Source organism: Pseudomonas sp. D1HM (assembly GCF_019266105.1).
In the GTDB taxonomy this organism is placed as follows: domain Bacteria; phylum Pseudomonadota; class Gammaproteobacteria; order Pseudomonadales; family Pseudomonadaceae; genus Aquipseudomonas; species Aquipseudomonas taetrolens.
This window is the reverse complement of record NZ_LRMN01000003.1, coordinates 18,413-39,588: the sequence shown is the minus strand read 5'-3', so window position 1 is coordinate 39,588 and position 21,176 is coordinate 18,413. Positions and strand designations below refer to the sequence as shown.

The following is a 21,176-nucleotide window of genomic DNA, read 5'->3' as shown; positions in this document are numbered from 1 at the left end:
GATGTAGAAATTTTGTCGTGAGCCTGGAGAAATCACGTGCGGCCTCAGTGTGGCCGGGGTTTGAGGCAATGATTAATTTTTTTTCACCCCCTTCGTCTTTAGTGTGCCGGGCAGCGGTTTTCAATGCGTGAAGCTGCCCGGTCTATCTAACGAGACAGCAGGAGTGTGCGTGATTATTTCCCGGCCATTAAGCAAAGCGTGCCTGGCAGCCGTGTGCCTGGGGCTGAGTCTCTCAGCTCTGGCCCGGACACCCGTGACAGACATGAGTGCCGACATTCGCCGCACCAGTTTTGGTGTGCCGCATATCCGCGCCGCCGATGAGCGTAGCCTGGGCTACGGCATCGGCTATGCCTATGCCCAGGACAATCTGTGCCTGCTGGCCAATGAAGTGACGACGGTCAACGGCGAACGCTCGCAGTTTTTTGGGGCGCAGGCGTTAACCCTGGAACAGCGCGATAACCTGTCTAGCGATATGTTTTTCAAGTGGCTCAATACGCCCGAAGCGGTGGATGCTTTCTGGCAGGCGCAGCCCCCTGAAGTGCGGGATCTGATCGATGGTTATGTGGCCGGTTACAACCGCCAGCTCAGCGAGCGGACACGTCTGCCGGAGGACTGCGACAATGCCTCGGTTCGACCGATCACGGCCGGGGATCTGCTCAAGCTGACCCGCCGCTTACTGGTTGAAGGCGGGGTCGGGAAATTTGCCGAGGCCCTGGTGGCGGCCAGTCCGCCCAAGGCCGTGGTACAAGGCGGAGCAGCCCCTGAAGGCTTTCAAATGGCCGCTGAGCGCATGCAGCGCTTTGCCCTGGATCGCGGCAGCAACGCGGTGGCCATCGGCAGCGAGCGTTCGCAAACCGGCCGCGCCATGCTACTGGCCAACCCGCACTTCCCGTGGGTGGGCGGCATGCGCTTTTATGAAATGCAGCTGACGATCCCCGGCAAGCTGGATGTGATGGGTGCAGCCTTGCCCGGGTTGCCGCTGATCAACATCGGCTTCAACCAGCACATGGCCTGGACCCACACCGTCGACACCTCCAAGCACTTCACCCTGTACCGGCTTGAACTGGATCCGAAGGACCCGACGCGTTATTTGCTCGATGGCCAGTCACGGGCGCTGGACAAGCAAACGGTGACGGTCAGCGTCAAGCAAGCGGATGGCAGCGTGCGCGAGCAATCGCGGGATATCTACAGCTCGGTGTTCGGGCCGATTGTGCAATGGCCTGGCAAGCTCGACTGGAATGAACACGTGGCGTATAGCCTGCGTGATGCCAACCTTGAAAATGATCGCGTGCTGCAACAGTGGTACGCGATGAATCAGGCATCCAGCGTCGATGCCTTGCAAACCTCGGTGAACACGATCCAGGGCATCCCGTGGGTCAACACCCTTGCCGTGGATGATCAGGGGCAGGCGCTGTACATGAACCTGTCGGTGGTACCGTTTGTGGATGCCGCCAAACTGGCGGCCTGCAGCGACCCGCGCGCCGGGCTTGAAATGATTCTGCTCGATGGCAGCCGCAGCGCCTGCGGCTGGACAGTTGACCCCGCGGCCGCGCAAAAAGGCATCTACCCGGCAAGCCAGTTGCCGCAATTGCGGCGCAGTGATTACGTGCAACACTCCAACGATTCGGCGTGGATGGCCAATCCCGAGGCTCCACTGACCGGCTTTTCACCCCTTATCAGTCAGGACAACCAGCCTCTGGGGCCCCGTGCGCGTTTTGCCCTGCAGCGCCTGAATCAGCCGGGAAAGATCAGTCTGTCGGATCTCCAGGGCATGGTGATGGACAATCGGGTGTACCTGGCGGGGCAAGTGATGCCCGATTTATTGACGGTGTGCGAGGGGGATGATCGACCCGAGCTGAAGGCGTTGTGCAGCAGCCTCAAAGCCTGGGACCAGCAGGCCGACCTGGACAGCGGCATCGGCCTGGTGCATTTCCAGAACATCATGGCGCATGTGCTTGAAGTGCCGGATGTGTGGCGTGTGCCGTTTGATCCGGCCGACCCGCAGCACACGCCGCGAGGGCTGAACCTGCAACAGCCGGCAGTGCTGGCTGCGGTGCGAGAGGCATTACTGGCTTCGGCGACCGCAGTGAAAGTATCCGGCCTGAGCCCGGACGTGACCTGGGGCGAGATCCAAAGGGTCGGTAAAGGTGGCCTGCAAATCCCGATTCATGGCGGGCCTGCGGAGCTGGGTGTCTATAACGCCATGCAGAGCGTGCCCGGGGAGGGGGGTACACGCGAAGTGGTGAGCGGCACCAGTTACCTGCAAACCGTGACCTTCGACCGGAGCGGTCCGCAGGCACAGGGACTGTTGGCTTTCTCCCTGTCCAGCGACCCGAGCGCTCGCCATTCGCGTGATCAGACGCTAGCGTTCTCGAAAAAGCAGTGGCGGCCACTGCCCTTCAGTGACGCGCAGATCGAGGCCGATCCGGCGTATCAAACAGTACGGATCAGCGAGAAAACTGACTAAACCCATGGCCCGTGGCCGCTGCCGGACGTAGCCTCGGGTTACTCGGCAGTGCCACGGCCAAGGCTGCGTTTCAACCCTTGGGTCTGGCGATGATCACCGGTCTGCCATCCGGGTTCAGGCTCAGGTACACCGGCAATACTTTGGGCAGGGAGGTGACCAGTCGGTGGATTTCCTGAGTATCGAACACGCCACCGATACGCAGTTTGCCAGTGGCGCTGTCAGCCAGGGCGACCGGCGTGTCCAGGTAACGGTTGATCAAGGGCAAGGCTTCAGCCAGGGTCAGGTTATCCAGTACCAGCTTGCCGTTGCGCCAGGCCAGCTCCTGTGTGGTGGCCGGGGTCTGGCTGACTTGCGGTGCATAATCGCCTGCCTTGTAGCGGGCCTGCATCCCGGGCTCCAGGTGCAAGCCTTCGCTACTCAGGTTCTTGTTGCTGGTTACCAGCACTGAGCCTTCCAGCAGCGTAACCCGTACCTGATCCTCGTAGCGCCAGACGTTGAACTGAGTACCAGTGACGCGCACCCGACCTTCAGCGGCCTGGACCACGAATGGATGCGCGGCATCGTGGCTCACCTTAAAAAAAGCTTCGCCTTTGTCCAGGGTGACCTGGCGCTGGTCCTTGTAGTTGCTGAAAGTCAGTTGCGTGCCCAGGTTGAGCTCGACCTGAGTGCCATCCGGCAGCGTCATCTGCTGCCGACTGGTGCTGGCTTCCAGGCGCTCGTAGGCGTTGGGTACCCAGCCCAGTTGCCAGCCGCTGTACGCCGCCGCGGGAATACCGAGGAGGGTGATGGCGGCCGCCATGCCGAAACGCTGCCAGGTGCTGCGCCGGGCTGTCGGTGGCCGTTGGCGCTTCGGCGTTGCGGCGGGTACGGGAGCCGGGAGGTGTTCGCTGACGTCCCAGATATCCAGCATGGCGTCGTATTCAGACGCGTGGCGAGGATCAGCGTTCAGCCAAACGGAGAACGCTTCACGCTCACGGTCTGTGCAATCAGGCTCATGCAAGCGCATGCACCACTGCGCCGCAGCTTCGGTGATGGCATCGTATTCAGCTTCTGTGAGGCGCGTTTCGCTCATTGGCATTTCCTGATTTTGTGCATTCTAACCCTGTGCCAGAGCGAACGAGAACATGAGCTGCGTCAAAAGCGAGTCATTTACCCCGCATAGTCTTTTTTTTCTCTGCTACGGTTACTGCGGCACGAGAAGTGCCTGACACAACATCAATTAATGGAGTTAAGACAATGTTGAAGAAAACGTTTGCCGCCGCTATTACCACAGCTGTTTTGTTGAGCTCTGGCGCTGCAATGGCCCAAGCCCCTGTTGATCCGAACTGGGCGTTCTCCAAAGAGGCTGTAGAGGTCTTCAAAACCAAGGCCGGCTACACCACGATCAAGAGCATCGAGCTGGAAAACCCGGCCACTGGTATCTGGAAAACCGAAGGGGTCAAGAAGATTGACGGCGTTGAAGTCGACGTTGAAACCACATTTGATGCCACTGGCAAAGTGTTGAGCGAGAAGAAGGACTGATGCTCGACAGCGTCACACGAATGGCTTGCTGAGCAAGGGTGGCCCGATCCTGCCTGCTGATGGTTTCAGCACGGGATCGGGCATTTTTTCAGGCTTTCCCGTGGCGCGAGAGCCATTGCTCGCGGGTGATTTCCCACAGGTCGCAGACAAACCGGCCGCTGACAAAGTTTTTCTCCTGGCTGCTGACCCGGCGCATTCCCCCTCGCACCGATATCCGGCGCGAAGCCACGTTGGGTGCGGCTTTTGGCACGCGCATCATTGGGCGCCCCAGTGTCTCGAACCAAAAGCTGTCCACGGCTTCACAGGCTTCACTCATCAAACCTTGACCTTGCCAGGGTGGAGACAGCCAGAACCCCCGATTGTTGTCGACTTCATCCATCAGGCTGATGCAACCGATCACGTTGTCAGGGTGTGACAACAACCTGAGGGTCCAATGCCACTCTGTGCCTTTCGCCATTGCCGGGAGTGCCACATCTCGCAAATAACTTAACGCACCGTCTTGCGGATAAGGCCAGGGGACGAAAGCGTTCAAGTAACGCACCACTTCCCAGTGTGCGAAACGCAACTGGATGGCGTCGGCGTCCGCCAGGGTCAAGGGTTGCAACAGCAATTGCCGGGTGTAGAGGGTGGGGATGATTCGCATCGGGGTGGCTCCTTGCCATTTGTCTGGGCCGAGATTAACCCTGAACGACGCTCGTCAAAAGGCCCTTTTGTAATGCTGGACTATTGAAACAGAGTAAGGCTGTCACGACCCGCGCTCCATTAAAACAGGGTGGACCTTGGGCGAGGATTTTATTAATGGGCGGGATTACAGGGGTTATTACGTTTCCGACTTTCTACCTCAAGAGAGGAGGGCTAAGTATCGATGACTTGAATGAACTCCCTGCTGCACTCAGAGTTAAGATCGTAATAATGCAGGGTGTCTCATGGGGTTGTCAGGGGACATGGGGGGTGTTGGTTTTGATTGAGAAATCAGGCGAGTTGGAGTGATAGCAAGTACTTGTGCGGGGTTCTAAAAACGCAATATCCAGATTGTCCTCGATCACCTCAGTCTCATCTAGACTGTTTGATCCGTCACCCTGTTTTAAATAAAAAAGCCCCCTGGAAAGAGGGGGCCGGGGGCCAGCAAGGAGCGTTTAGTGCATGCTGCAGCCGTTGCCCATGACTTGATACTCCACGGTGTGGCGCTGACCCTGATGGTCTTCATAAGTCATGGTGGCCGGCACCACTTCACACACATCGGGGATGCTGGAAAGGCTAATGACTTTGGCAATGTCCAGTTTGGACCCGTAACGGTAATGCTCGATCGACGAATGCGGTGACTGGGTTGTTTCGCCGGCCATCGCCAAGGTAGCAAAACCGGCAAGGAACAGTGCAAGTAAGGTTTTCATGAGTGTGGCCTCTAAAGTAATCAAGCGTTAAAACTGACTGACTTCATTTGCCGGTGTGGCGGGAAGAAGTTACGGTGCGACTTGAGTGATCAATATGCCCGTACGAAGTGCCGTTTACGCCTGTTAAGTCATGCGTGGAACATGCAATAAATGCTACGCCGATTCAAAAAACTTAAAACCCCAGATGGCAAAATGCTCTGTTACCGCAGGGGTAACAATGTGCGGCGAACTTGCGGTTTTTCAAGGCCTTTACGCTCTTCTTGCTGGCATACTGCCGCGTCTGAATCAGGAGCCAGCTATCGGTATGAATGTCGAGTCCCCTCTCAGCGCCTGGCAACGGGCCATTGAAGAACAAGGTTTTGTTCATGATCCCGCTCAGTGGCAGGCGGTACAGGCGTTACAGCGCTGCCATGATGCATTGCACCTCGCAACCGGGCCGGTCAGCGGGGTGTACTTATGGGGGCCGGTGGGGCGAGGGAAGACCTGGTTAATGGATCAGTTCTATCAGAGTCTGCGGGTGCCCGCCCGGCGCCAGCATTTTCATCACTTCATGCAATGGGTTCATCAGCGTCTGTTTCAGTTGATCGGCACTGCCGACCCGCTCAAGGCGTTGGCCCAGGGCCTGGCCAAAGAACTGAAAGTGCTGTGTTTCGACGAATTGTTCGTCAATGACATTGGTGACGCGATCATTTTGGGGCGTTTGTTTCAGGTGATGTTCGACGAAGGCGTGGTGCTGGTGTGTACCTCCAACCAACCGCCTGAACAGCTCTACGGTCATGGCTTCAATCGAGACCGTTTTGCCCCTGCAATCACCGCCATTCTTAACCACATGGACGTGGTGTCGGTGGACGGGATCGAGGATCACCGGTTGCACCCCGGTGTTGCCCATCAGCGCTATTGGGTGACGAAGCCGGATGAGCCAAGTGTGATGCCCGGCATGTTTGAGACGTTGACCCGGGGCCAGACGGTATCAGACCAGCCAGTGCCTGTGGGGCATCGTTCATTGCAGGTGGTGCGTGCCAGCGACAGCGTGGTGTGGTGCAACTTCCATGAGCTCTGCGAGCAGCCGTTGGCCGCGACCGAATTTATGGAGCTTTGCGACCGCTTCAAGGTGATTTTGCTGAGCGAAGTGCCGTGCCTGAGTGCCGAGCAACGGGAAGGCAAGATTGCCCGTGGTACGGAAGATGGCGCGGTCAAGGTCGAAGCCGGAGACCGTGAGCTGCCGCAGTTGTCCAGGTTCGACGACAGTGTGAGGCGTTTTATTGCCCTGATCGACGAATGCTATGACCGCAAAGTGCCGGTATGCGTTGAGGCCCGGGTGCCGATGGATGAACTCTATACCCAGGGATACCTGGCGTTTGCCTTCCGCCGCACCCTGAGCCGCCTGCAGGAAATGCAACTGCAACGGTTTGGCCTTTAACCGCTGCCCAATGCGGAGTCGCAGCCAGCGACAAAGGTCATGTGTAGCAGCGGTCGAGTAGAACGAGCCCGCGTCCGGCGGCGCAGCCGTCGTCAGCCCCGGACGCAGCCTCGCTCCGCTCGTCAGCGGCTACGGGTTTTGGGTGCTCCTGTAGCGGAGTCGCAGCCTGCGACGAAGGTCATGTGTAGCAGCGGTCGAGTAGAACGAGCCCGCGTCCGGCGGCGCAGCCGTCGTCAGCCCCGGACGCAGCCTCGCTCCGCTCGTCAGCGGCTACGGGTTTTGGGTGCCCCTGTAGCGGAGTCGCAGCCTGCGACAAAGGTCATGTGTAGCAGCGGTCGAGTAGAACGAGCCCGCGTCCGGCGGCGCAGCCGTCGTCAGCCCCGGGCGTTACGGAGTTGGGTATCCACGGTTTTCTGTAGCCGCTGCCGAAGGCTGCGATAAGGCCTGCAGGGCTGCCTTCCACGTACCGGGGGCAGGTGGCTTAAATTTAAGTGTCGAGCAAACGTTCTAGCTTGGATAACGCCTGCATTCGGGCTGGGACAGGTAGGGCAATGACGATTTCTCGACGAGGGTTCATCGCAGGTTTGGCGATCACCGGCGCGGCAGCGCCAGCAGCGTTCTACGCGCACCGAGCGTTAACGCAAGCAGACGAACCGGTCACGCCCGGTGAGGCGACGGTCGAGCTGGCCGACACCGCCGGCCAGCAATTGGCGGATCAGCTGCGTGGGCGCTGGCGCATCGAGTTTAATGGCCGTGAGGCCGGACTTGAGGGCTTGCCCGCGGATGATCTGGAGCTATGGCTGGACATCGCGCCCCGCGGACGCGGTGTCCGCGGTTATCTGGATACCGCCGCGGTGTTGCAGGGAGAGACCGCACCGCAATACCGCATCCTCGGCGATCTGGTAGCCCCCGATGCCAAACGAATGCACTGGCGTCTGACCCGCAGCGATGCGCTCAACGGCCAGCCTGATTACGAATTCAGTTTTAGCCTCGACGAAGTCTGGGGCACCTACGGCAACGCGGGCAGCGGCACCTTGAGCGGGCGCGTGCAACGCCTGGATCGCCCGCTGGGGCTGCCTGAACAGGACAACCGTTTCGTCGCCCTCAAGCACACCTTTCCCGAAGCCCGTGAACGTATTGCCCTGGAAACGCCGCTATTGGCCTGGCTGGTGGCGCCCGAACACCGGCTGTTTCATCAGCTCTGGCATGCCTCTCGCGATACCTGGCACGAACTGTCGGAAGACAAGCGCAATGCCTTGCGCGGTATTGGCTGGCAGCCCGGTCAACGCGATAAAGAACGCGATGCCCGTGGCCCGCGCAAGGATCGCAATGGCTCGGGTGTGGACTTCTTTTTTATGCACCGGCACATGTTGCGCACGGCGCGTTCCCTGCAGGATTTGCCCGCGTGGACGTCTTTCCCGCTGCCTCAACCCGAGCTTGAGCGCGACCGCGCAGGGTTTGGCCGGTATTTTGACAACCATGATGGCAGCGCCTTGCCGCCGACCTGGCTGGCAGAGGGGGATGAGGTCTATACCCAATGGCTCAGCGATATCAAACAGCCCGAAACCTTCCACGCTAACTTTGAGGTCTGGGAATCGCGCTATCGCGACCCTCGCTACCTGTCGACCCTGACACTCGGCCAGTTTGGTTCAGAGGTGGAACTGGGCCTGCATGACTGGCTGCACATGCGCTGGGCCTCTGTGCCCCGCGATCCCTCCAACGGTGCGCCGGTGCCCATGGCCCGCGATCCGGCTGATTTTGCGGCGCGCTGGTTTGTACCTGAAAACGATTTTTTGGGCGATCCGTTCTCTTCCCATGTCAATCCGGTGTTCTGGAGTTTTCACGGCTGGATTGATGATCGCCTGGAGGACTGGTTCCGTGCCCACGAGCGCTTTCATCCCGGTGAATTGCAGCGCCAGGAGGTCAATGGCGTACCGTGGTTTGCGTCGGGCCGTTGGGTGGAAGTGGATGATCCGTGGTTGGGGCCCACTACCCATGGCTGCAGCACGGTGCCGGGTCTGGCCGCAGGCAAAACCGTGGAGATGGACCCGGAAACCATGAAGCTGGCATTGCGCATCACGTTTGGCGAGGAGAGCACGCTCACTCACCTGTTGCGTCGGGTGCCGCGTCGGCCCTGGTATGCACGGCACCTGTCGCTCAAGGCCTGAACAGCCTTGGCGTTCAGGCCGGCTCGGGTGAACCCCCGGGGCGAATGGGCATCGGGCTTACTGTGAGTGCCAGCCGCCCCCCAGCGCCTTGTACAGCGCGATGCTGGCTTGCAGTCGCGCCATGCGCAGTTGCACCTGTTGATCCTGAGCCTGATACAGCGCGCGTTGGGTTTCCAGTACCGTCAGCAGCATTTCCGCGCCCGCCTGATAGCGGTTTTCGGCCATGTCGAACGCTTGCCGGGCCTGTTTGAGTTCCTCGTCCTGCCAGTAACGCTGTTGATCCAGCCCGTGGGCACTGTTGAGCGCTTTTTCGACGTCAGCGAAAGCATTGATGATGCTCCCCCGATAGGTTTGCAGCAGCTCTTGCTGGCGGGCTGTGGCTTTGTCGCGTTCGGCGCTGAGGCGGCCGTTATTGAAAATGGGGGCCGCGAGCCCTGCGGTGAGGGTGTAGAACGGGCTGCGCAAAATATCGCTGAAGGAGTCCGCCCCGGAGCCCAGGCTGGCGCTCAAGGTCAGGCCGGGCAGCATGGCGGCGCGGGCAACGGTGATGTCGGCATGGGCGCCCGCCAGTTTGGCTTCGGCACTGGCAATGTCGGGCCGGCGGCTCAGCAGGTCAGCGGGTTGGCCGCTGGCGATATTCGGCCAGTGCAACCGGGCAAATGCCGTACCGTCCAGCTCAAGGTTTTGCACAGGCTGGCCGAGCAGTACCGCCAGACTGATACGTGCTTCTTGCGCCTGTTGTTGCATCAGCGGCCATTGGCGTTGCTGGGCGGCCACCAGGCTCTTTTGCTGAGCCAGCTCCAATGCCGTGGCTGATCCGGCGTCATAACGGGTTTGCACCACTTGTAACACGCGTTGTGCATTCGCCAGGTTGAGCCGGGCAATGCGCACTTGCTCGGTAAGCGCCAGGGTTTGCACATAGAGGGTGGCCACGCCGCTGAGCAGGGTCAGCTCAACGGTGTCCCGATCGAACTCGCTGGCCTTGAGCACCTGCTCGGCACTGTTCCTGGCCGCGGCTTTGCCCCCCCAGAAGTCCACCTCATAGCTGGCGGTCAGGCTGGCATCAAAATAGTCCACGGCCTTGTCGTCATCGCTGGCATCGAGCTGACTGTAGCCCTGGCCGCGCAGCAGTTTTTCACGATTGCCACTGCCGCCGAACTTGACCTCCGGCAGCAGCGGAGCGCCGGCAATCGTGGCGCTGGCGCGGGCCTGACGGACCCGTGCCATGGCGGCAGCCAGGTCATGGCTGCCAGCTTTTGCCTGGGCGATCAGGCGATCCAGTTCAGGGCTGCCAAACGCGCTCCACCAGTGCTGGTCGAGTTGCTGGTAGGCCTGCGAGTGCGTGGATTGCCAGGCGGCGGGCGGCACAATACCGCTGTCGTTACGCGCAGGGGACTGGCTGCACGCGGCCAGCAGCAGGCATGCGGACAGCAGGCTCAAAGACGGCTTCATCAAGAAATCATTCACTGGTAAGGGCCGTGACCGGGTCGAGCCGGGCAGCTTTGCGGGCCGGCATAAAGCCGAAAATGACACCCGTCACCAGCGCGCAAGCAAAGGCGCCGAGGACTGAGATCAGAGAAAACGCGATGGCCACATCGCACAGCAGCAGTACGCCGCCGACCATGAATGCCAGGGCAATACCCGCCACGCCTCCTACCACCGAGAGCATCAAGGCTTCGGTCAGGAACTGGCGCAGGATGTCGCGCTGGCGCGCACCGGTCGCCATGCGGATGCCGATCTCGCGAGTACGCTCGCGTACGGTCATCAGCATGATATTCATCACCCCGATACCGCCCACCAGCAGCGAGATGGCGGCAATTGAACCGAGCATCAGCGACAGGGAGTTACGGGTTTTGGCTTCTGCCTGAATCATCGCGGCGTTGTTGGTGATTTCGAAGTCGCGCTGGCCGTGGTGCAGTTTGAGCATCAGTTGCTCGATGGCCTGTTCGGTTTGATGGACCTTGCTCGCATCGGCTGCGGCGATCACCACATACTCTGGATTATGGCTGCCGAACAGGCGCACGCTGGCGGCGGAGTAGGGCACCACGATGCGGCTGTCGCTGTCCGAATCGCCGGAGCTGGCCCCTTTTTCCGCGAGGATGCCGACGACGCGAAAGGGCACGTTTTCCAGCAGGATGTACTGGCCAATCGGATTGGGCACATCCTTGAGCACTTTGTCGCGGACCTTTTTACCGATCACCGCCACGGCAGCAGCGGCCTCTTCGTCGGCCTGGGTGAAGAAGTTGCCCTGCACCACCGGCCAGTTGAAAATCGCCGGAAAGTCGATGCCATTGCCGCCGGTGTACATCGTGTGGTCGACGTTGCCGTAGCGCACGCCAATGTCGGCGCCATTGATCGGCATGATCATTTTCACTTGCGGCAGGGTCGACAGGGCGGCCACATCATTGAGCGTCACAATGCCCAGTGGCGCACGGGGTCTGGGGGACATGCCGCTGAGGTAAATAATGTTTGAGCCAAACGCGCCCATTTCCGCCATTACCTGGCGTTTGCTGCCTTCGCCAACCGCCAGCATCACCACCACCGAGGCCACGCCGATCACGATGCCGAGCAAGGTCAGGGCGGTACGGAAACGATTGATCCACATCACCCGCCACGCGGCATGCACCGCATCCACCAACTCGCCTTTCCAGGCCCCCCGGGCCTCGCTGCCCGCACTGAGTCGCTGGCGCAGGTCGATGGCTTGCAACGCTTTGGGGTTGTCGGTGGCCGCGGGTGGCTCGCCGTTGGCGCTGTCACTGATGACCTCGCCGTCGCGCACCTCAATGATCCGGTTGGCCCGGGCAGCGACTTCGCGGTCGTGGGTAATCAGGATGACCACATGCCCCTGGCTGGCCAGTTCGTCGAGCAGGGTCATAACCTCGGCACCGCTGTGGCTATCGAGGGCGCCGGTGGGTTCGTCAGCGAGGATGATGTGCCCGCCGTTCATCAGCGCCCGGGCAATCGACACCCGCTGTTGCTGACCTCCCGACAGTTGATGCGGACGGTTGGCGGTGCGCTCGGCCAGACCCAGGCGGGCGAGCAGAGCAGCGGCGCGGGCATGCCGTTCGGCGGCGGGCATACCGGCATAAATCGCCGGCATTTCGACGTTTTCCTGCGCCGAGGCGGAAGGGATCAGGTGGTAGCCCTGAAACACAAAGCCAAAAGCCTCGCGGCGCAACCAGGCCAGCTCATCGGTATCGAGATCGGCGACGTCTTCGCCGGCAAACAGATAGCGGCCGCTGGTCGGGCGATCAAGGCAGCCGAGAATGTTCATCAGGGTCGATTTGCCCGAGCCTGAAGCCCCGACGATCGCCACGAATTCACCGGCATGGATCGACAGGCTGACGCCCTTGAGTACATGCACTTCAGGGGCGTCGACGCCGCCGTAGACCTTGCGAATGTCCTGCAGGTCAATCAAGGGAATGGGCATTCAGCCTCCATTGCCGGTGGCGGGGCCGATGAGCAGGTGATCACCTTCGTTCAGGCCTTCGAGTACTTGCACCCGCAAGCGGTCGCTGAGGCCGGTGCGAACATCGCGCGGCTCGACCTTGCCGTTTTTTGTCACCACGTAAGCGGTCTGACGCTCACCCTCGGTGCTGCCCTGCAAGGCCACGATTGGCGCGAGCAAGGTCTCCCTGGCCTGGCCGGCAACGAAAAACACCTGCGTGGTCATTTCCGGCATCAGTGCCTGATCGGCGTTGTCGACGTCGAGGAGCACGGTATACAGCACCACGCGTGCACTTCCGCTCTTGCCGGAATTGGACGGGCTGCCGCCGCCCTGGCTGGCTTCATTCAAGGGTTTGGGCGGCACGGGCAGCACTTGGCGCACGGTGCTGGCCCAGCGCCGGTTACCGCCGCTCAAGGTGGTGAAATACGCCGGCATGCCGGGTTTGACATGACCGATGTCGGCTTCCGACACCTCGGCCCAGACCGTCATGGGGGACAACTTGGCGATGCGCAGGATCAGCGGTGTTTGCTGCTGGGCATTGAGGGTCTGGCCTTCGCGGGCATCCAGCGCCACGACAGTGCCGGACATGGGCGCATAGATGCGGGTATAGCCCAGCTCAGCCTCGTCACTGCGCAAGCTCGCCTGCGCCTGGCGAATCTGTGCCTGGAACATGTTGACCCGGGCCTGGGTGGTGCGCACTTCGGCCTGTGCGCTCTGGATATCTTCCTGGCGGGTGGCGCCGCCCTGGGCGAGGGTCTGCTGGCGCTGGTATTTTTGCCGGGCCAGATCGTGCAGGGCGCGCTGTTCTTGCAACTGGGCCTTGAGGTTCTCAATGGCGTAGCGACTGGCGTCAAGCTTGGCGGTTTGAGTCGAGGGGTCGATTTCGACCAGCAACTGGCCTTCCTTGACCTCATGACCGACGTCGACATGGATTTTATGGATTTGCCCGGACGCTTGCGCCCCCACATCAACATATTGTCGGGGTTGCAAGGTGCCCAGAGCGGTAACGCTGCTTTCGATATCACCGCGGGTGACAGGCACGGTGTCAAACGCCTCCCGGCCGGGTTTGAGCAAAAACCAGACAGCAAGGGCAACGACAAGCAATAAACTCAAGGCAATCAGCAGTGCACGGCGGGTCTGTCGAGGGCGTTTCATGCAGGGTTCCGGGCAATGGAAATCGGCCCGTCGTCATACCGTTGAGCGGCAAGGCCCAAGAGCAAACGCTGTCGATGGCACGACAGACACGGGGAGCTGTTGAGTAAACGAAGGACTGGAGCGGGAATTTAACGGCGTTCCCACAAGCTTATTACTGAATATTTCGGGGGCATTACGGTGTTGACGCTTTAAATCTATATGAGAATTACTATAAATTACATCAACGAAAGTGCCATCATCATGCCGCTATCCCACTCAGTCTGTTCTGCGCTCATGGAAAGTTGCCGCTGCCATTGCGGTCAGGAGTCATGTTGGAAAACTACTATCGCGAGCTGGTGAGCTTTTTGAGTGCCAGGCTGGGCAATGCCCACGCGGCCGAAGATGTGGTGCATGACGCTTATGTGCGGGTGCTGGAGCGTACCGCTGGCGAACCGATCGAGCAGCCTCGGGCATTTCTGTACCGCACGGCGCTCAATCTGGTGATCGACGGCCATCGGCGCAACACCTTGCGCCAGGTCGAACCCCTGGATGTCCTGGACACCGAAGAGCAATTTTTCAGCCCCTCGCCACAGGTCCTGATGGATCATGGCCAGCGTCTGGAGATGCTTCAGCGAGCCTTGGCCGAATTGCCCGCGGCGTGCCGCGACAGTTTTTTGCTGCGCAAGCTGGAGGGTTTGTCTCACCTTGAGATTGCCGAGCGCCTGGGGGTGTCGCGCAGTGTGGTCGAGAAGAACATTGTCAACGCCATGAAGCATTGTCGCGTTCGAATCCGGATGTGGGACAACGCCTAAATTTCATTTCCAGATGCTCGTTCCTACTCAACAGACGACCTGTTGTTCTGTCATGGATCACTCAGGTCACGGGCTTTTTTCCCTCTGTTGAGGGGTCATCCAGAGGACACTGAAAATGTCACAGGCAATCGCTTCGTCCGTCGTTCATGATCTGATCGGCATTGGCTTCGGGCCCTCCAACCTGGCGCTGGCCATCGCCCTGGAAGAACGAGGACAGGTTCAGGGCCCCTTGGACGTGTTGTTTTTGGACAAGCAGGCCGATTATCGCTGGCATGGCAATACGCTGGTGAGCCAGAGTGAATTGCAGATTTCCTTTCTCAAGGATCTGGTTACCTTGCGCAATCCAACCAGCCCGTTTTCCTTCGTCAATTACCTGAAGGCACACGGTCGGCTGGTGGATTTCATTAATCTTGGGACCTTTTATCCATGCCGCATGGAGTTCAATGACTACCTGCGCTGGGTGGCGTCGCACTTTGAGGCGCAGAGCCGTTATGGTGAAGAAGTGCTGGCCATTGAGCCGGTGCTGCACCAGCAGCAGGTTGAAGCGCTGCGCGTGATTTCCCGCGATACCCAGGGCCAGCAATGGGTGCGCACCACGCGCTCGGTGGTGGTCAGCGCCGGCGGCACGCCGCGTATTCCACAGGCGTTCAAGGCACTCAAGGATGACAGCCGGGTATTCCATCATTCGCACTATCTTGAACGCATGGCCCGGCAGTCCTGTGTGTCGGGTAAACCGATGCGCATCGCGATTATCGGCGGCGGGCAGAGTGCGGCGGAAGCCTTTATCGACCTGAACGACAGCTACCCGTCGGTGCAGGTCGATTTGATCCTGCGTGGCTCGGCCCTGAAACCTGCGGATGACAGCCCATTCGTTAACGAAGTGTTCTCGCCTGAATTCACCGACCTGGTGTTTGCGCAAAATACGGCTGAGCGTGAGCGTCTGATCACCGAGTACCAGAGCACGAACTATTCGGTGGTGGACATCGACCTGATCGAGCGCATTTACGGGATTTTCTATCGCCAGAAAGTTTCAGGCATCGCGCGTCATGCATTCCGCAGCCTGACGTGCATCGAAAACGCTGAGGCGGGCGAGCAGGGCATCACACTTGCCCTGCGCAATACGGCCAGCGGTGAATTGAGCGAGCAGGTCTACGATGCGGTGATCCTGGCCACCGGCTATGAGCGGCAAATGCACCGTCATTTGCTGGCACCGTTGGCCGAGTACCTGGGTGACTTCGAGGTGGGCCGCGATTATCGGGTGATCACCGACGAGCGTTGCAAGGCCGGGATCTACATGCAGGGTTTCAGCCAGGCCAGTCACGGCCTGAGCGACACGCTGTTGTCTGTGTTGCCGATTCGGGCCGAAGACATTTCGGCCTCGCTGTACGCCCATGACAAGAACCGCCACACGCGCCACGAACTGGCCGAAAGGCTACTGGCCAACGCCAGCTAAAGCGCCCGAACGTGCCCCTCGGATGTTCTCAGACAGGCATTGGCGGGGTCATGCTGAACCTGTGCTGAAGAACCTTGCGGTTCAGCCGGGTCGAGAGGGATTTTCGGTTTACTCACTAAAACGCCGAGCGTAAGCTGCCGGCGTTTTCATCAATAGCGGAGCCCTTCAGTGGTTACCAGTTCGAGTGACAGTCATCTTCCGATGCTATTCATCGGTACTTACTCGGCAAGCTAGCGCGCAGACTTTCCTGCCGCTTCTTGCTGAACAGCGAGAAGCGGCCTCCTGATCGGTCAGTCCTGACCTGAACATCGACGTCCTCTCATTTATATCGACGTGTGCGATCGCCTGTTTTCGCGGCTCGCTACACACCGTGCACGCCTGTGTTCATGACCTGGCGCGTACGTACGACCGGCGGCGGTATCGCTGCCCGGGGACAACGACATGCAAGCACTTAACAACATTAACCTGACGTCCTTGATCGATACGCTGGTCAGTCTCAGCGCTGCATTTATTCTGGGCGGGCTGATCGGCTATGAGCGTCAGTATCGCCAGCGCACGGCCGGTTTGCGCACCAATGTTCTGGTGGCGGTGGGTGCGGCCATTTTCGTCGATATGGCCAACCGCCTGGGCGGTGCCGAAGGGGCGGTGAGGGTGGTGGCGTATGTCGTGTCCGGCATCGGCTTTCTGGGTGCGGGGGTGATCATGCGCGAGGAGGGCAACGTCCGCGGGCTGAACACCGCGGCCACATTATGGGCATCAGCCGCCATCGGTGCCTGCGCCGGTGCAGACCTGGTGGTGGAAGCCTTGCTTGGCACGCTGTTTGTGCTCGCGGCCAATACGTTGTTGCGCCCGATCGTGAACAACATCAACCGCCAGCCGCTGGACGTGATCTCGTCCGAAGTGACCTACATGGTTTACGTCATTGCCCGACGTCATCAGCAGAAGGCCGCACTGGCTCTGCTGGAGGCCGAACTGGAGCGCAGCAATTACCCGGCACGTGATCTGGATATGCATCCCTTTGGCCAGGATGACGTCGAGATTGAAGCGACGCTGGTCGCGACCTCGGTGGACGGTGATGAACTGGATGCCCTGATTGCGAGGATCTCGACGTCGACCCTGGTGGTTCAGGCTTTCTGGAGCCCAAGCACGACAGAGTAAGGCGGCGCGGCACAGAAGTTCGTAGATTTGAGAAAAGTCCTACAAGTTCGGTAGATTAATCCCTTCATGTAAACGGGATTCAAATGGCGATTATGCGCGGCTTTATTTCAATCGGTTCTCAGTATGCAGTCTTCATTTTTTGTCGCGGGTGACGAGAAAGCTTGTAGGAAATATCCTATAATTTTTCTATCATTCATTAGCGCATTTTTCTCCGTTTCAGCGATGTTGTTTCTATTCAAAACGATAGATATACAGCCGATACGAACAGTAGCCCGGGTTAATGGCAGGGGGGTTAAATGTTTAAAGTTCTGATTGCCGATGATCATTCGCTGATTCGCTCCGCGGTAAAAGTGCTCCTGCAAAACCAGGGCTATAACGTCGTGGCAGAAGCGACCAATGGGATCGATGCGGTTCAACTGGCCCGTCAGCATGTAGTGGACATGGTGATCCTGGACATCACGATGCCGGGTCTGGATGGTCTGGATGTGATCAGCCGGATCAAGGCTTCTGGCCTGAACAGCCGGATACTGGTGCTGACTTCACAACCGCCGCTGTTTTATTCACAGCGCTGCATGAAGGCCGGTGCCGCCGGTTTCATCTCCAAGACCCAGGACCTCAGTGAGTTGCTGCGGGCTATCAAAGTGGTCATGGATGGTTATATGTTTTTCCCCAACTTGACCATTACGTCCGTGCGCAACAGTGACGGGACGTTGTCCGATCTCGAGCTGATCGAACAGTTGTCTGCCCGGGAGCTGAGCATCTTGCAGCAACTGGCGCGAGGGCTGAGCAACAAGAAAATCGCTGAAGACATGACGTTGAGCAGCAAGACCATCAGCACTTACAAAACGCGCCTGATCGAAAAGCTCAACATCAAGTCGGTGGTTTATCTGGCAGATTTTGCCAAACGCAATGACCTGATTTAAATGAAGGTCCTTGTGTGGCAAGGACTGGCCGGACTGTTACTTCTTATTTTCGGGCTGCACAGTGCAATAGCTGACACGTCTGTACAAACGCTAGGGCTGTTGGGGCGTTCAAGCGTGGAAGGGTACAGCGTGGAACTTGCACCCGCTGACAGGCAATGGCTCAAACATAAAGGCACCCTGCGCCTGGGTGTTTCTGCACCCGACTACCCGCCTTTTGATTTGACGTCCAGCGGCGAGGAACTCGAAGGGCTGACCGCTGACTATGCCGCGTTGTTGTCGCAGTTGCTGAATGTGCCCATCGAGGTCAGGTGCTATCCGACGCGGCCGCTGGCGATAGCCGCGCTCAAGCGTGGCGAAATCGACCTGCTGAGCAGTGCCAATGGTTTTGAGGCGGCAGACCCCGGGCTGGTACTGAGTCTTGCCTATGCTGACGATTCGCCCGCCCTGGTGACGCGCATCAGCCCTCGGGAGGAACTGCCCGACGACCTGGCGGGCCTGCGCGTGGCGATGCTGGATCACTACTTGCCACCCGAAAGCGTTCACGCATTTTATCCCGATGCCACGCTGCAACTGTATCCCTCTACCCTGACGGCGATCGGGGCCGTGGCGTTTGGTCAGGCGGACGTCTACCTCGGCGACTTCATCAGTGCGAACTACCTGATCAAAAAAAACTACCTGAACAATGTGCAGCTGGCAGACTTTTCACGGCTGGAGGCCAACCCGTTCACGTTTGCCTTGAGGCGCGGTAACAAGCGGTTACTGTCTGCCGTGAACGCGGCGCTGGCCGTGATCCCGACCAGTGAACGGATGACGATTCTGCGGCGCTGGAGCTCCGAAGGGCCGCAAATGAATAATCGCTGGCGGCTTGATTTCACCCCCGATGAGCAGCGCTGGGTGCGGGAGCATACGCGCCTGAAAGTGGCGATCAATGATCAGTTTCTGCCGTTTTCGTTTTTCGATGAACAAGGCACATTCAAAGGGTTAGTGGCTGATGTCCTCGCCACGATCAGCGCGCGTACGGGCATTCAATTCGATCCGGTACGGGGGGATTCGGTTGAAGCTATGGAACAGTTGGTCATCAGCGGCAAGGCCGATCTGGTGGGTGCGTTCATCCCTAAAACGGGTCTAAACAGCGCGCTGCAACCCACCCGGCCTTACGTCACAACGCCTTTCGTGCTGGTGACCCGCATCGGCCCTGAAAACCCTGTCACGCTGGATCAGATGGCGGGCAAGCGAGTGACCATGGTGCGCGGAAATGTACTGGGTGAATTTGTGCGCCAGACCTACCCGCAGGTTCAGGTGCTGAATGCCGATATTGCGGCGACGGCACTGACCATGGTGGCTGAGGGCAAGGCGGATGGGGCGATCAGTCCGCTGCTGAGTTCGCGTTATTTGATTGCCCAACACTTTAGCCAGCAGTTGCACATCACCAGCACGGTGGGGACATACCCAGCACAAGTGGGCTTTGCCACGGCAAGCCATGCGCCTGAGTTGAACTCGTTCCTGGACAAAGCACTCTTGAGTATCCCCCCTGAAGAAATGGGGGCGCTGATCAATCGCTGGCGCAGTGATACGTTGCAGCCCGACAGCTATTGGTTGCGCAACCGCGCCGCGATTGTTCGAGGCTTTACCATCGCGGCGGGTCTGCTGTTAGTTGCCCTGGTGTGGATTGCCTATTTGCGTCGGGCAATCGCCAGGCGCCAGCAGTTATTGGAACAACTGCAAGCGGCCAAACAAAGCGCCGATGAAGCGAACCGGGCGAAAACCACCTTCCTGGCGACCATGAGTCATGAAATCCGGACACCGATGAATGCGGTGATTGGCATGCTGGAGCTGGCCATGAAAAAAGCCGACCAGGGCGTCATGGACCGGTTTGCCATTGAGGTGGCATCCGGCTCGGCGCGGGAGCTGCTGGATTTGATCGGTGACATCCTGGATATCGCGCGCATCGAGTCGGGGCACCTGTCATTGAGCCCGAAACGCGCCAATGTGCAGGCGTTGGTAAAAAGCGTGATGCACATGTTTGAAGGGCTGGCGCGGCAGAAACGCCTGAGTCTGATTTGCGAGCTGAACAGCATGGCAGCGAGCACCGATGTACTGCTCGATCCGATGCGCTTCAAGCAAATTGTCTCCAACTTGCTAAGCAATGCCATCAAGTTCACGGACAAAGGCCAGATCCGCCTGACAGTCGACATGGCGCCCGCTCACGATGAGGGTCATGTGTCGATCCGCGTGTGTGTGACAGACACCGGCATGGGCATTTCTGACGTGGACCAGCGGCGATTGTTCAGCCCGTTCGTACAGGCCAGTAACAACACTCAATCCGTTCGCAGTGGCTCGGGCCTGGGGTTGGTGATCAGCCGCACGCTTTGCGAAATGATGGACGGCGAGCTGCAGCTGAGCAGTGTTTTGGGCATCGGTACCCGGGTAGAGGTCATGTTGGTGTTGCCACGGCTTGAGCCGGAGCACGCGGTGGTGGTCGCGGAGCAGGAAGGGCCTGTGCAGACACGCTCACTGAATATTCTGGTAGTGGATGATTACCCGGCCAACCGCATGCTGCTGTCCCAGCAACTGAGTTATCTGGGGCACCGCGTGACTGATGCTGAAAACGGTGCGCAGGGCTTGGCAGCATGGCGTACGGGGGCGTTCGACGGGGTGGTGACCGACTGCAGCATGCCGGTTATGGATGGCTATGGATTGACCCGTGCCATACGGGCTGAGGAAGCAGCACGAGGCCAGGCACCGTGCCTGATTCTGGGGGTTACCGCCAATGCGCAACCTGAGGAAGTCGAACGCTGCCGGGAAGCGGGGATGGACCAGTGCCTGTTCAAACCGATCAGCCTCAAGGACTTGAGCACGGGTCTGGCTGCAGGCATACCGGACACGCTGGAAGAGGCCGAAGTCAATGACGATTCTGCAGCGGACGGTGAGATTGATTTGAACTACCTGAGCCAATTGAGCCAGGGCGACGACCAACTGGTTCACAGGTTGTTGGCGGAGCTGGCGAGCAGCAACAGCGAGGACCTTGTTCGTTTGCTGGCGCTCTTTGTTCGCGACGACTATCAAGGCCTGGCGGCGCTCGCGCATGGGGTCAAGGGCGGAGGTATGCTGATTCGTTCCGCTCGACTGGTTGAGTGTTGTGAGCAACTGGAAGCGGCGTGCGCAGCGGGTGATCTGCAGCAAATCACGGCCTGCGTCGACGCTCTGCACAGCGCCATGGAGCACCTGGCCGAGATGCTAGACCGCTACGCTCGCGCACGATAAGGTTTGCCGCTGTCATC

15 protein-coding genes are annotated in these 21,176 nt (G+C 59.4%); 9 read left to right on the top strand and 6 right to left on the bottom strand.

The annotated features are described in order from the left end of the window. Positions 1-169: 169 nt before the first annotated feature. On the top strand, positions 170-2,467 hold the full coding sequence (locus AWM69_RS03280; protein ID WP_218725765.1) for an acylase: 2,298 nt from the start codon (positions 170-172) through the stop codon (positions 2,465-2,467). A 70-nt stretch (positions 2,468-2,537) separates the two neighbouring features. Here the strand turns inward: AWM69_RS03280 and AWM69_RS03275 are convergent, their stop codons facing one another. After that, the gene (locus tag AWM69_RS03275) at positions 2,538-3,539 is read right to left on the bottom strand and encodes a FecR family protein (protein ID WP_131652874.1); all 1,002 of its coding nucleotides are present in this window, start codon (positions 3,537-3,539) and stop codon (positions 2,538-2,540) included. Positions 3,540-3,703: 164 nt separating this feature from the next. Here AWM69_RS03275 and AWM69_RS03270 point away from each other — a divergent pair, with 164 nt between their 5' ends. After that, on the top strand, positions 3,704-3,988 hold the full coding sequence (locus AWM69_RS03270; RefSeq protein WP_131652875.1) for a PepSY domain-containing protein: 285 nt from the start codon (positions 3,704-3,706) through the stop codon (positions 3,986-3,988). Between the two features lie 88 nt (positions 3,989-4,076). Here the strand turns inward: AWM69_RS03270 and AWM69_RS03265 are convergent, their stop codons facing one another. Further along, positions 4,077-4,631: a GNAT family N-acetyltransferase gene (locus tag AWM69_RS03265; RefSeq protein ID WP_218725764.1), complete on the bottom strand. Its 555-nt coding sequence runs from the start codon at positions 4,629-4,631 to the stop codon at positions 4,077-4,079. Between the two features lie 493 nt (positions 4,632-5,124). Beyond that, entirely contained in the window at positions 5,125-5,379 is a 255-nt protein-coding gene (locus AWM69_RS03260; RefSeq protein ID WP_218725763.1) for a DUF2790 domain-containing protein, read from the bottom strand. A 304-nt stretch (positions 5,380-5,683) separates the two neighbouring features. Here AWM69_RS03260 and zapE point away from each other — a divergent pair, with 304 nt between their 5' ends. Both zapE and AWM69_RS03250 read left to right on the top strand, forming a co-directional pair. Beyond that, entirely contained in the window at positions 5,684-6,799 is a 1,116-nt protein-coding gene (gene zapE, locus AWM69_RS03255) for a cell division protein ZapE (protein WP_218725762.1), read from the top strand. 551 nt (positions 6,800-7,350) lie between these two features. Continuing rightward, a complete protein-coding gene (locus tag AWM69_RS03250; protein WP_218725761.1) occupies positions 7,351-8,967 on the top strand; it encodes a PvdJ/PvdD/PvdP-like protein in 1,617 nt (538 codons plus the stop codon). Between the two features lie 57 nt (positions 8,968-9,024). On the opposite strand, the gene AWM69_RS03245 is transcribed toward AWM69_RS03250, so the two are convergent. The 3 genes from AWM69_RS03245 to AWM69_RS03235 are packed head-to-tail and all read right to left on the bottom strand — an operon-like array spanning position 9,025 to position 13,570. After that, a complete protein-coding gene (locus AWM69_RS03245; RefSeq protein WP_218725760.1) occupies positions 9,025-10,419 on the bottom strand; it encodes an efflux transporter outer membrane subunit in 1,395 nt (464 codons plus the stop codon). 7 nt (positions 10,420-10,426) lie between these two features. Continuing rightward, positions 10,427-12,397, bottom strand: a complete 1,971-nt coding sequence (locus tag AWM69_RS03240; RefSeq protein ID WP_218725759.1) for a MacB family efflux pump subunit — start codon at positions 12,395-12,397, stop codon at positions 10,427-10,429. Beyond that, positions 12,398-13,570: an efflux RND transporter periplasmic adaptor subunit gene (locus AWM69_RS03235; protein WP_218725758.1), complete on the bottom strand. Its 1,173-nt coding sequence runs from the start codon at positions 13,568-13,570 to the stop codon at positions 12,398-12,400. It abuts the gene before it with no gap. 308 nt (positions 13,571-13,878) lie between these two features. Here AWM69_RS03235 and AWM69_RS03230 point away from each other — a divergent pair, with 308 nt between their 5' ends. The 5 genes from AWM69_RS03230 to AWM69_RS03210 all read left to right on the top strand — a co-directional run bounded on the left by AWM69_RS03230 (position 13,879) and on the right by AWM69_RS03210 (position 21,159). Continuing rightward, positions 13,879-14,361, top strand: a complete 483-nt coding sequence (locus AWM69_RS03230; RefSeq protein ID WP_306299220.1) for a sigma-70 family RNA polymerase sigma factor — start codon at positions 13,879-13,881, stop codon at positions 14,359-14,361. A gap of 115 nt (positions 14,362-14,476) precedes the next feature. Next, the gene (locus AWM69_RS03225; RefSeq protein WP_218725757.1) at positions 14,477-15,814 is read left to right on the top strand and encodes a lysine N(6)-hydroxylase/L-ornithine N(5)-oxygenase family protein; all 1,338 of its coding nucleotides are present in this window, start codon (positions 14,477-14,479) and stop codon (positions 15,812-15,814) included. A gap of 441 nt (positions 15,815-16,255) precedes the next feature. Beyond that, positions 16,256-16,972, top strand: coding sequence for an MgtC/SapB family protein (locus AWM69_RS03220; RefSeq protein ID WP_131652884.1), 717 nt, complete (start codon positions 16,256-16,258; stop codon positions 16,970-16,972). A gap of 296 nt (positions 16,973-17,268) precedes the next feature. Further along, entirely contained in the window at positions 17,269-17,895 is a 627-nt protein-coding gene (locus AWM69_RS03215) for a response regulator transcription factor (protein ID WP_048379492.1), read from the top strand. After that, on the top strand, positions 17,896-21,159 hold the full coding sequence (locus tag AWM69_RS03210) for an ATP-binding protein (protein ID WP_218725756.1): 3,264 nt from the start codon (positions 17,896-17,898) through the stop codon (positions 21,157-21,159). Positions 21,160-21,176: the final 17 nt, after the last annotated feature.

Excerpts from the sequence above, each read along its gene's own strand:
- AWM69_RS03220 (WP_131652884.1), top strand. The coding sequence starts at position 16,256 with ATGCAAGCACTTAACAACATTAACCTGACGTCCTTGATCGATACGCTG.
- AWM69_RS03260 (WP_218725763.1), bottom strand. The coding sequence starts at position 5,379 with ATGAAAACCTTACTTGCACTGTTCCTTGCCGGTTTTGCTACCTTGGCG.
- AWM69_RS03245 (WP_218725760.1), bottom strand. The coding sequence starts at position 10,419 with ATGAAGCCGTCTTTGAGCCTGCTGTCCGCATGCCTGCTGCTGGCCGCG.
- AWM69_RS03240 (WP_218725759.1), bottom strand. The coding sequence starts at position 12,397 with ATGCCCATTCCCTTGATTGACCTGCAGGACATTCGCAAGGTCTACGGC.
- AWM69_RS03250 (WP_218725761.1), top strand. The coding sequence starts at position 7,351 with ATGACGATTTCTCGACGAGGGTTCATCGCAGGTTTGGCGATCACCGGC.
- AWM69_RS03235 (WP_218725758.1), bottom strand. The coding sequence starts at position 13,570 with ATGAAACGCCCTCGACAGACCCGCCGTGCACTGCTGATTGCCTTGAGT.
- AWM69_RS03215 (WP_048379492.1), top strand. The coding sequence starts at position 17,269 with ATGTTTAAAGTTCTGATTGCCGATGATCATTCGCTGATTCGCTCCGCG.
- AWM69_RS03230 (WP_306299220.1), top strand. The coding sequence starts at position 13,879 with ATGTTGGAAAACTACTATCGCGAGCTGGTGAGCTTTTTGAGTGCCAGG.
- AWM69_RS03225 (WP_218725757.1), top strand. The coding sequence starts at position 14,477 with ATGTCACAGGCAATCGCTTCGTCCGTCGTTCATGATCTGATCGGCATT.
- AWM69_RS03210 (WP_218725756.1), top strand. The coding sequence starts at position 17,896 with ATGAAGGTCCTTGTGTGGCAAGGACTGGCCGGACTGTTACTTCTTATT.
- AWM69_RS03265 (WP_218725764.1), bottom strand. The coding sequence starts at position 4,631 with ATGCGAATCATCCCCACCCTCTACACCCGGCAATTGCTGTTGCAACCC.
- AWM69_RS03275 (WP_131652874.1), bottom strand. The coding sequence starts at position 3,539 with ATGAGCGAAACGCGCCTCACAGAAGCTGAATACGATGCCATCACCGAA.
- AWM69_RS03270 (WP_131652875.1), top strand. The coding sequence starts at position 3,704 with ATGTTGAAGAAAACGTTTGCCGCCGCTATTACCACAGCTGTTTTGTTG.
- zapE (WP_218725762.1), top strand. The coding sequence starts at position 5,684 with ATGAATGTCGAGTCCCCTCTCAGCGCCTGGCAACGGGCCATTGAAGAA.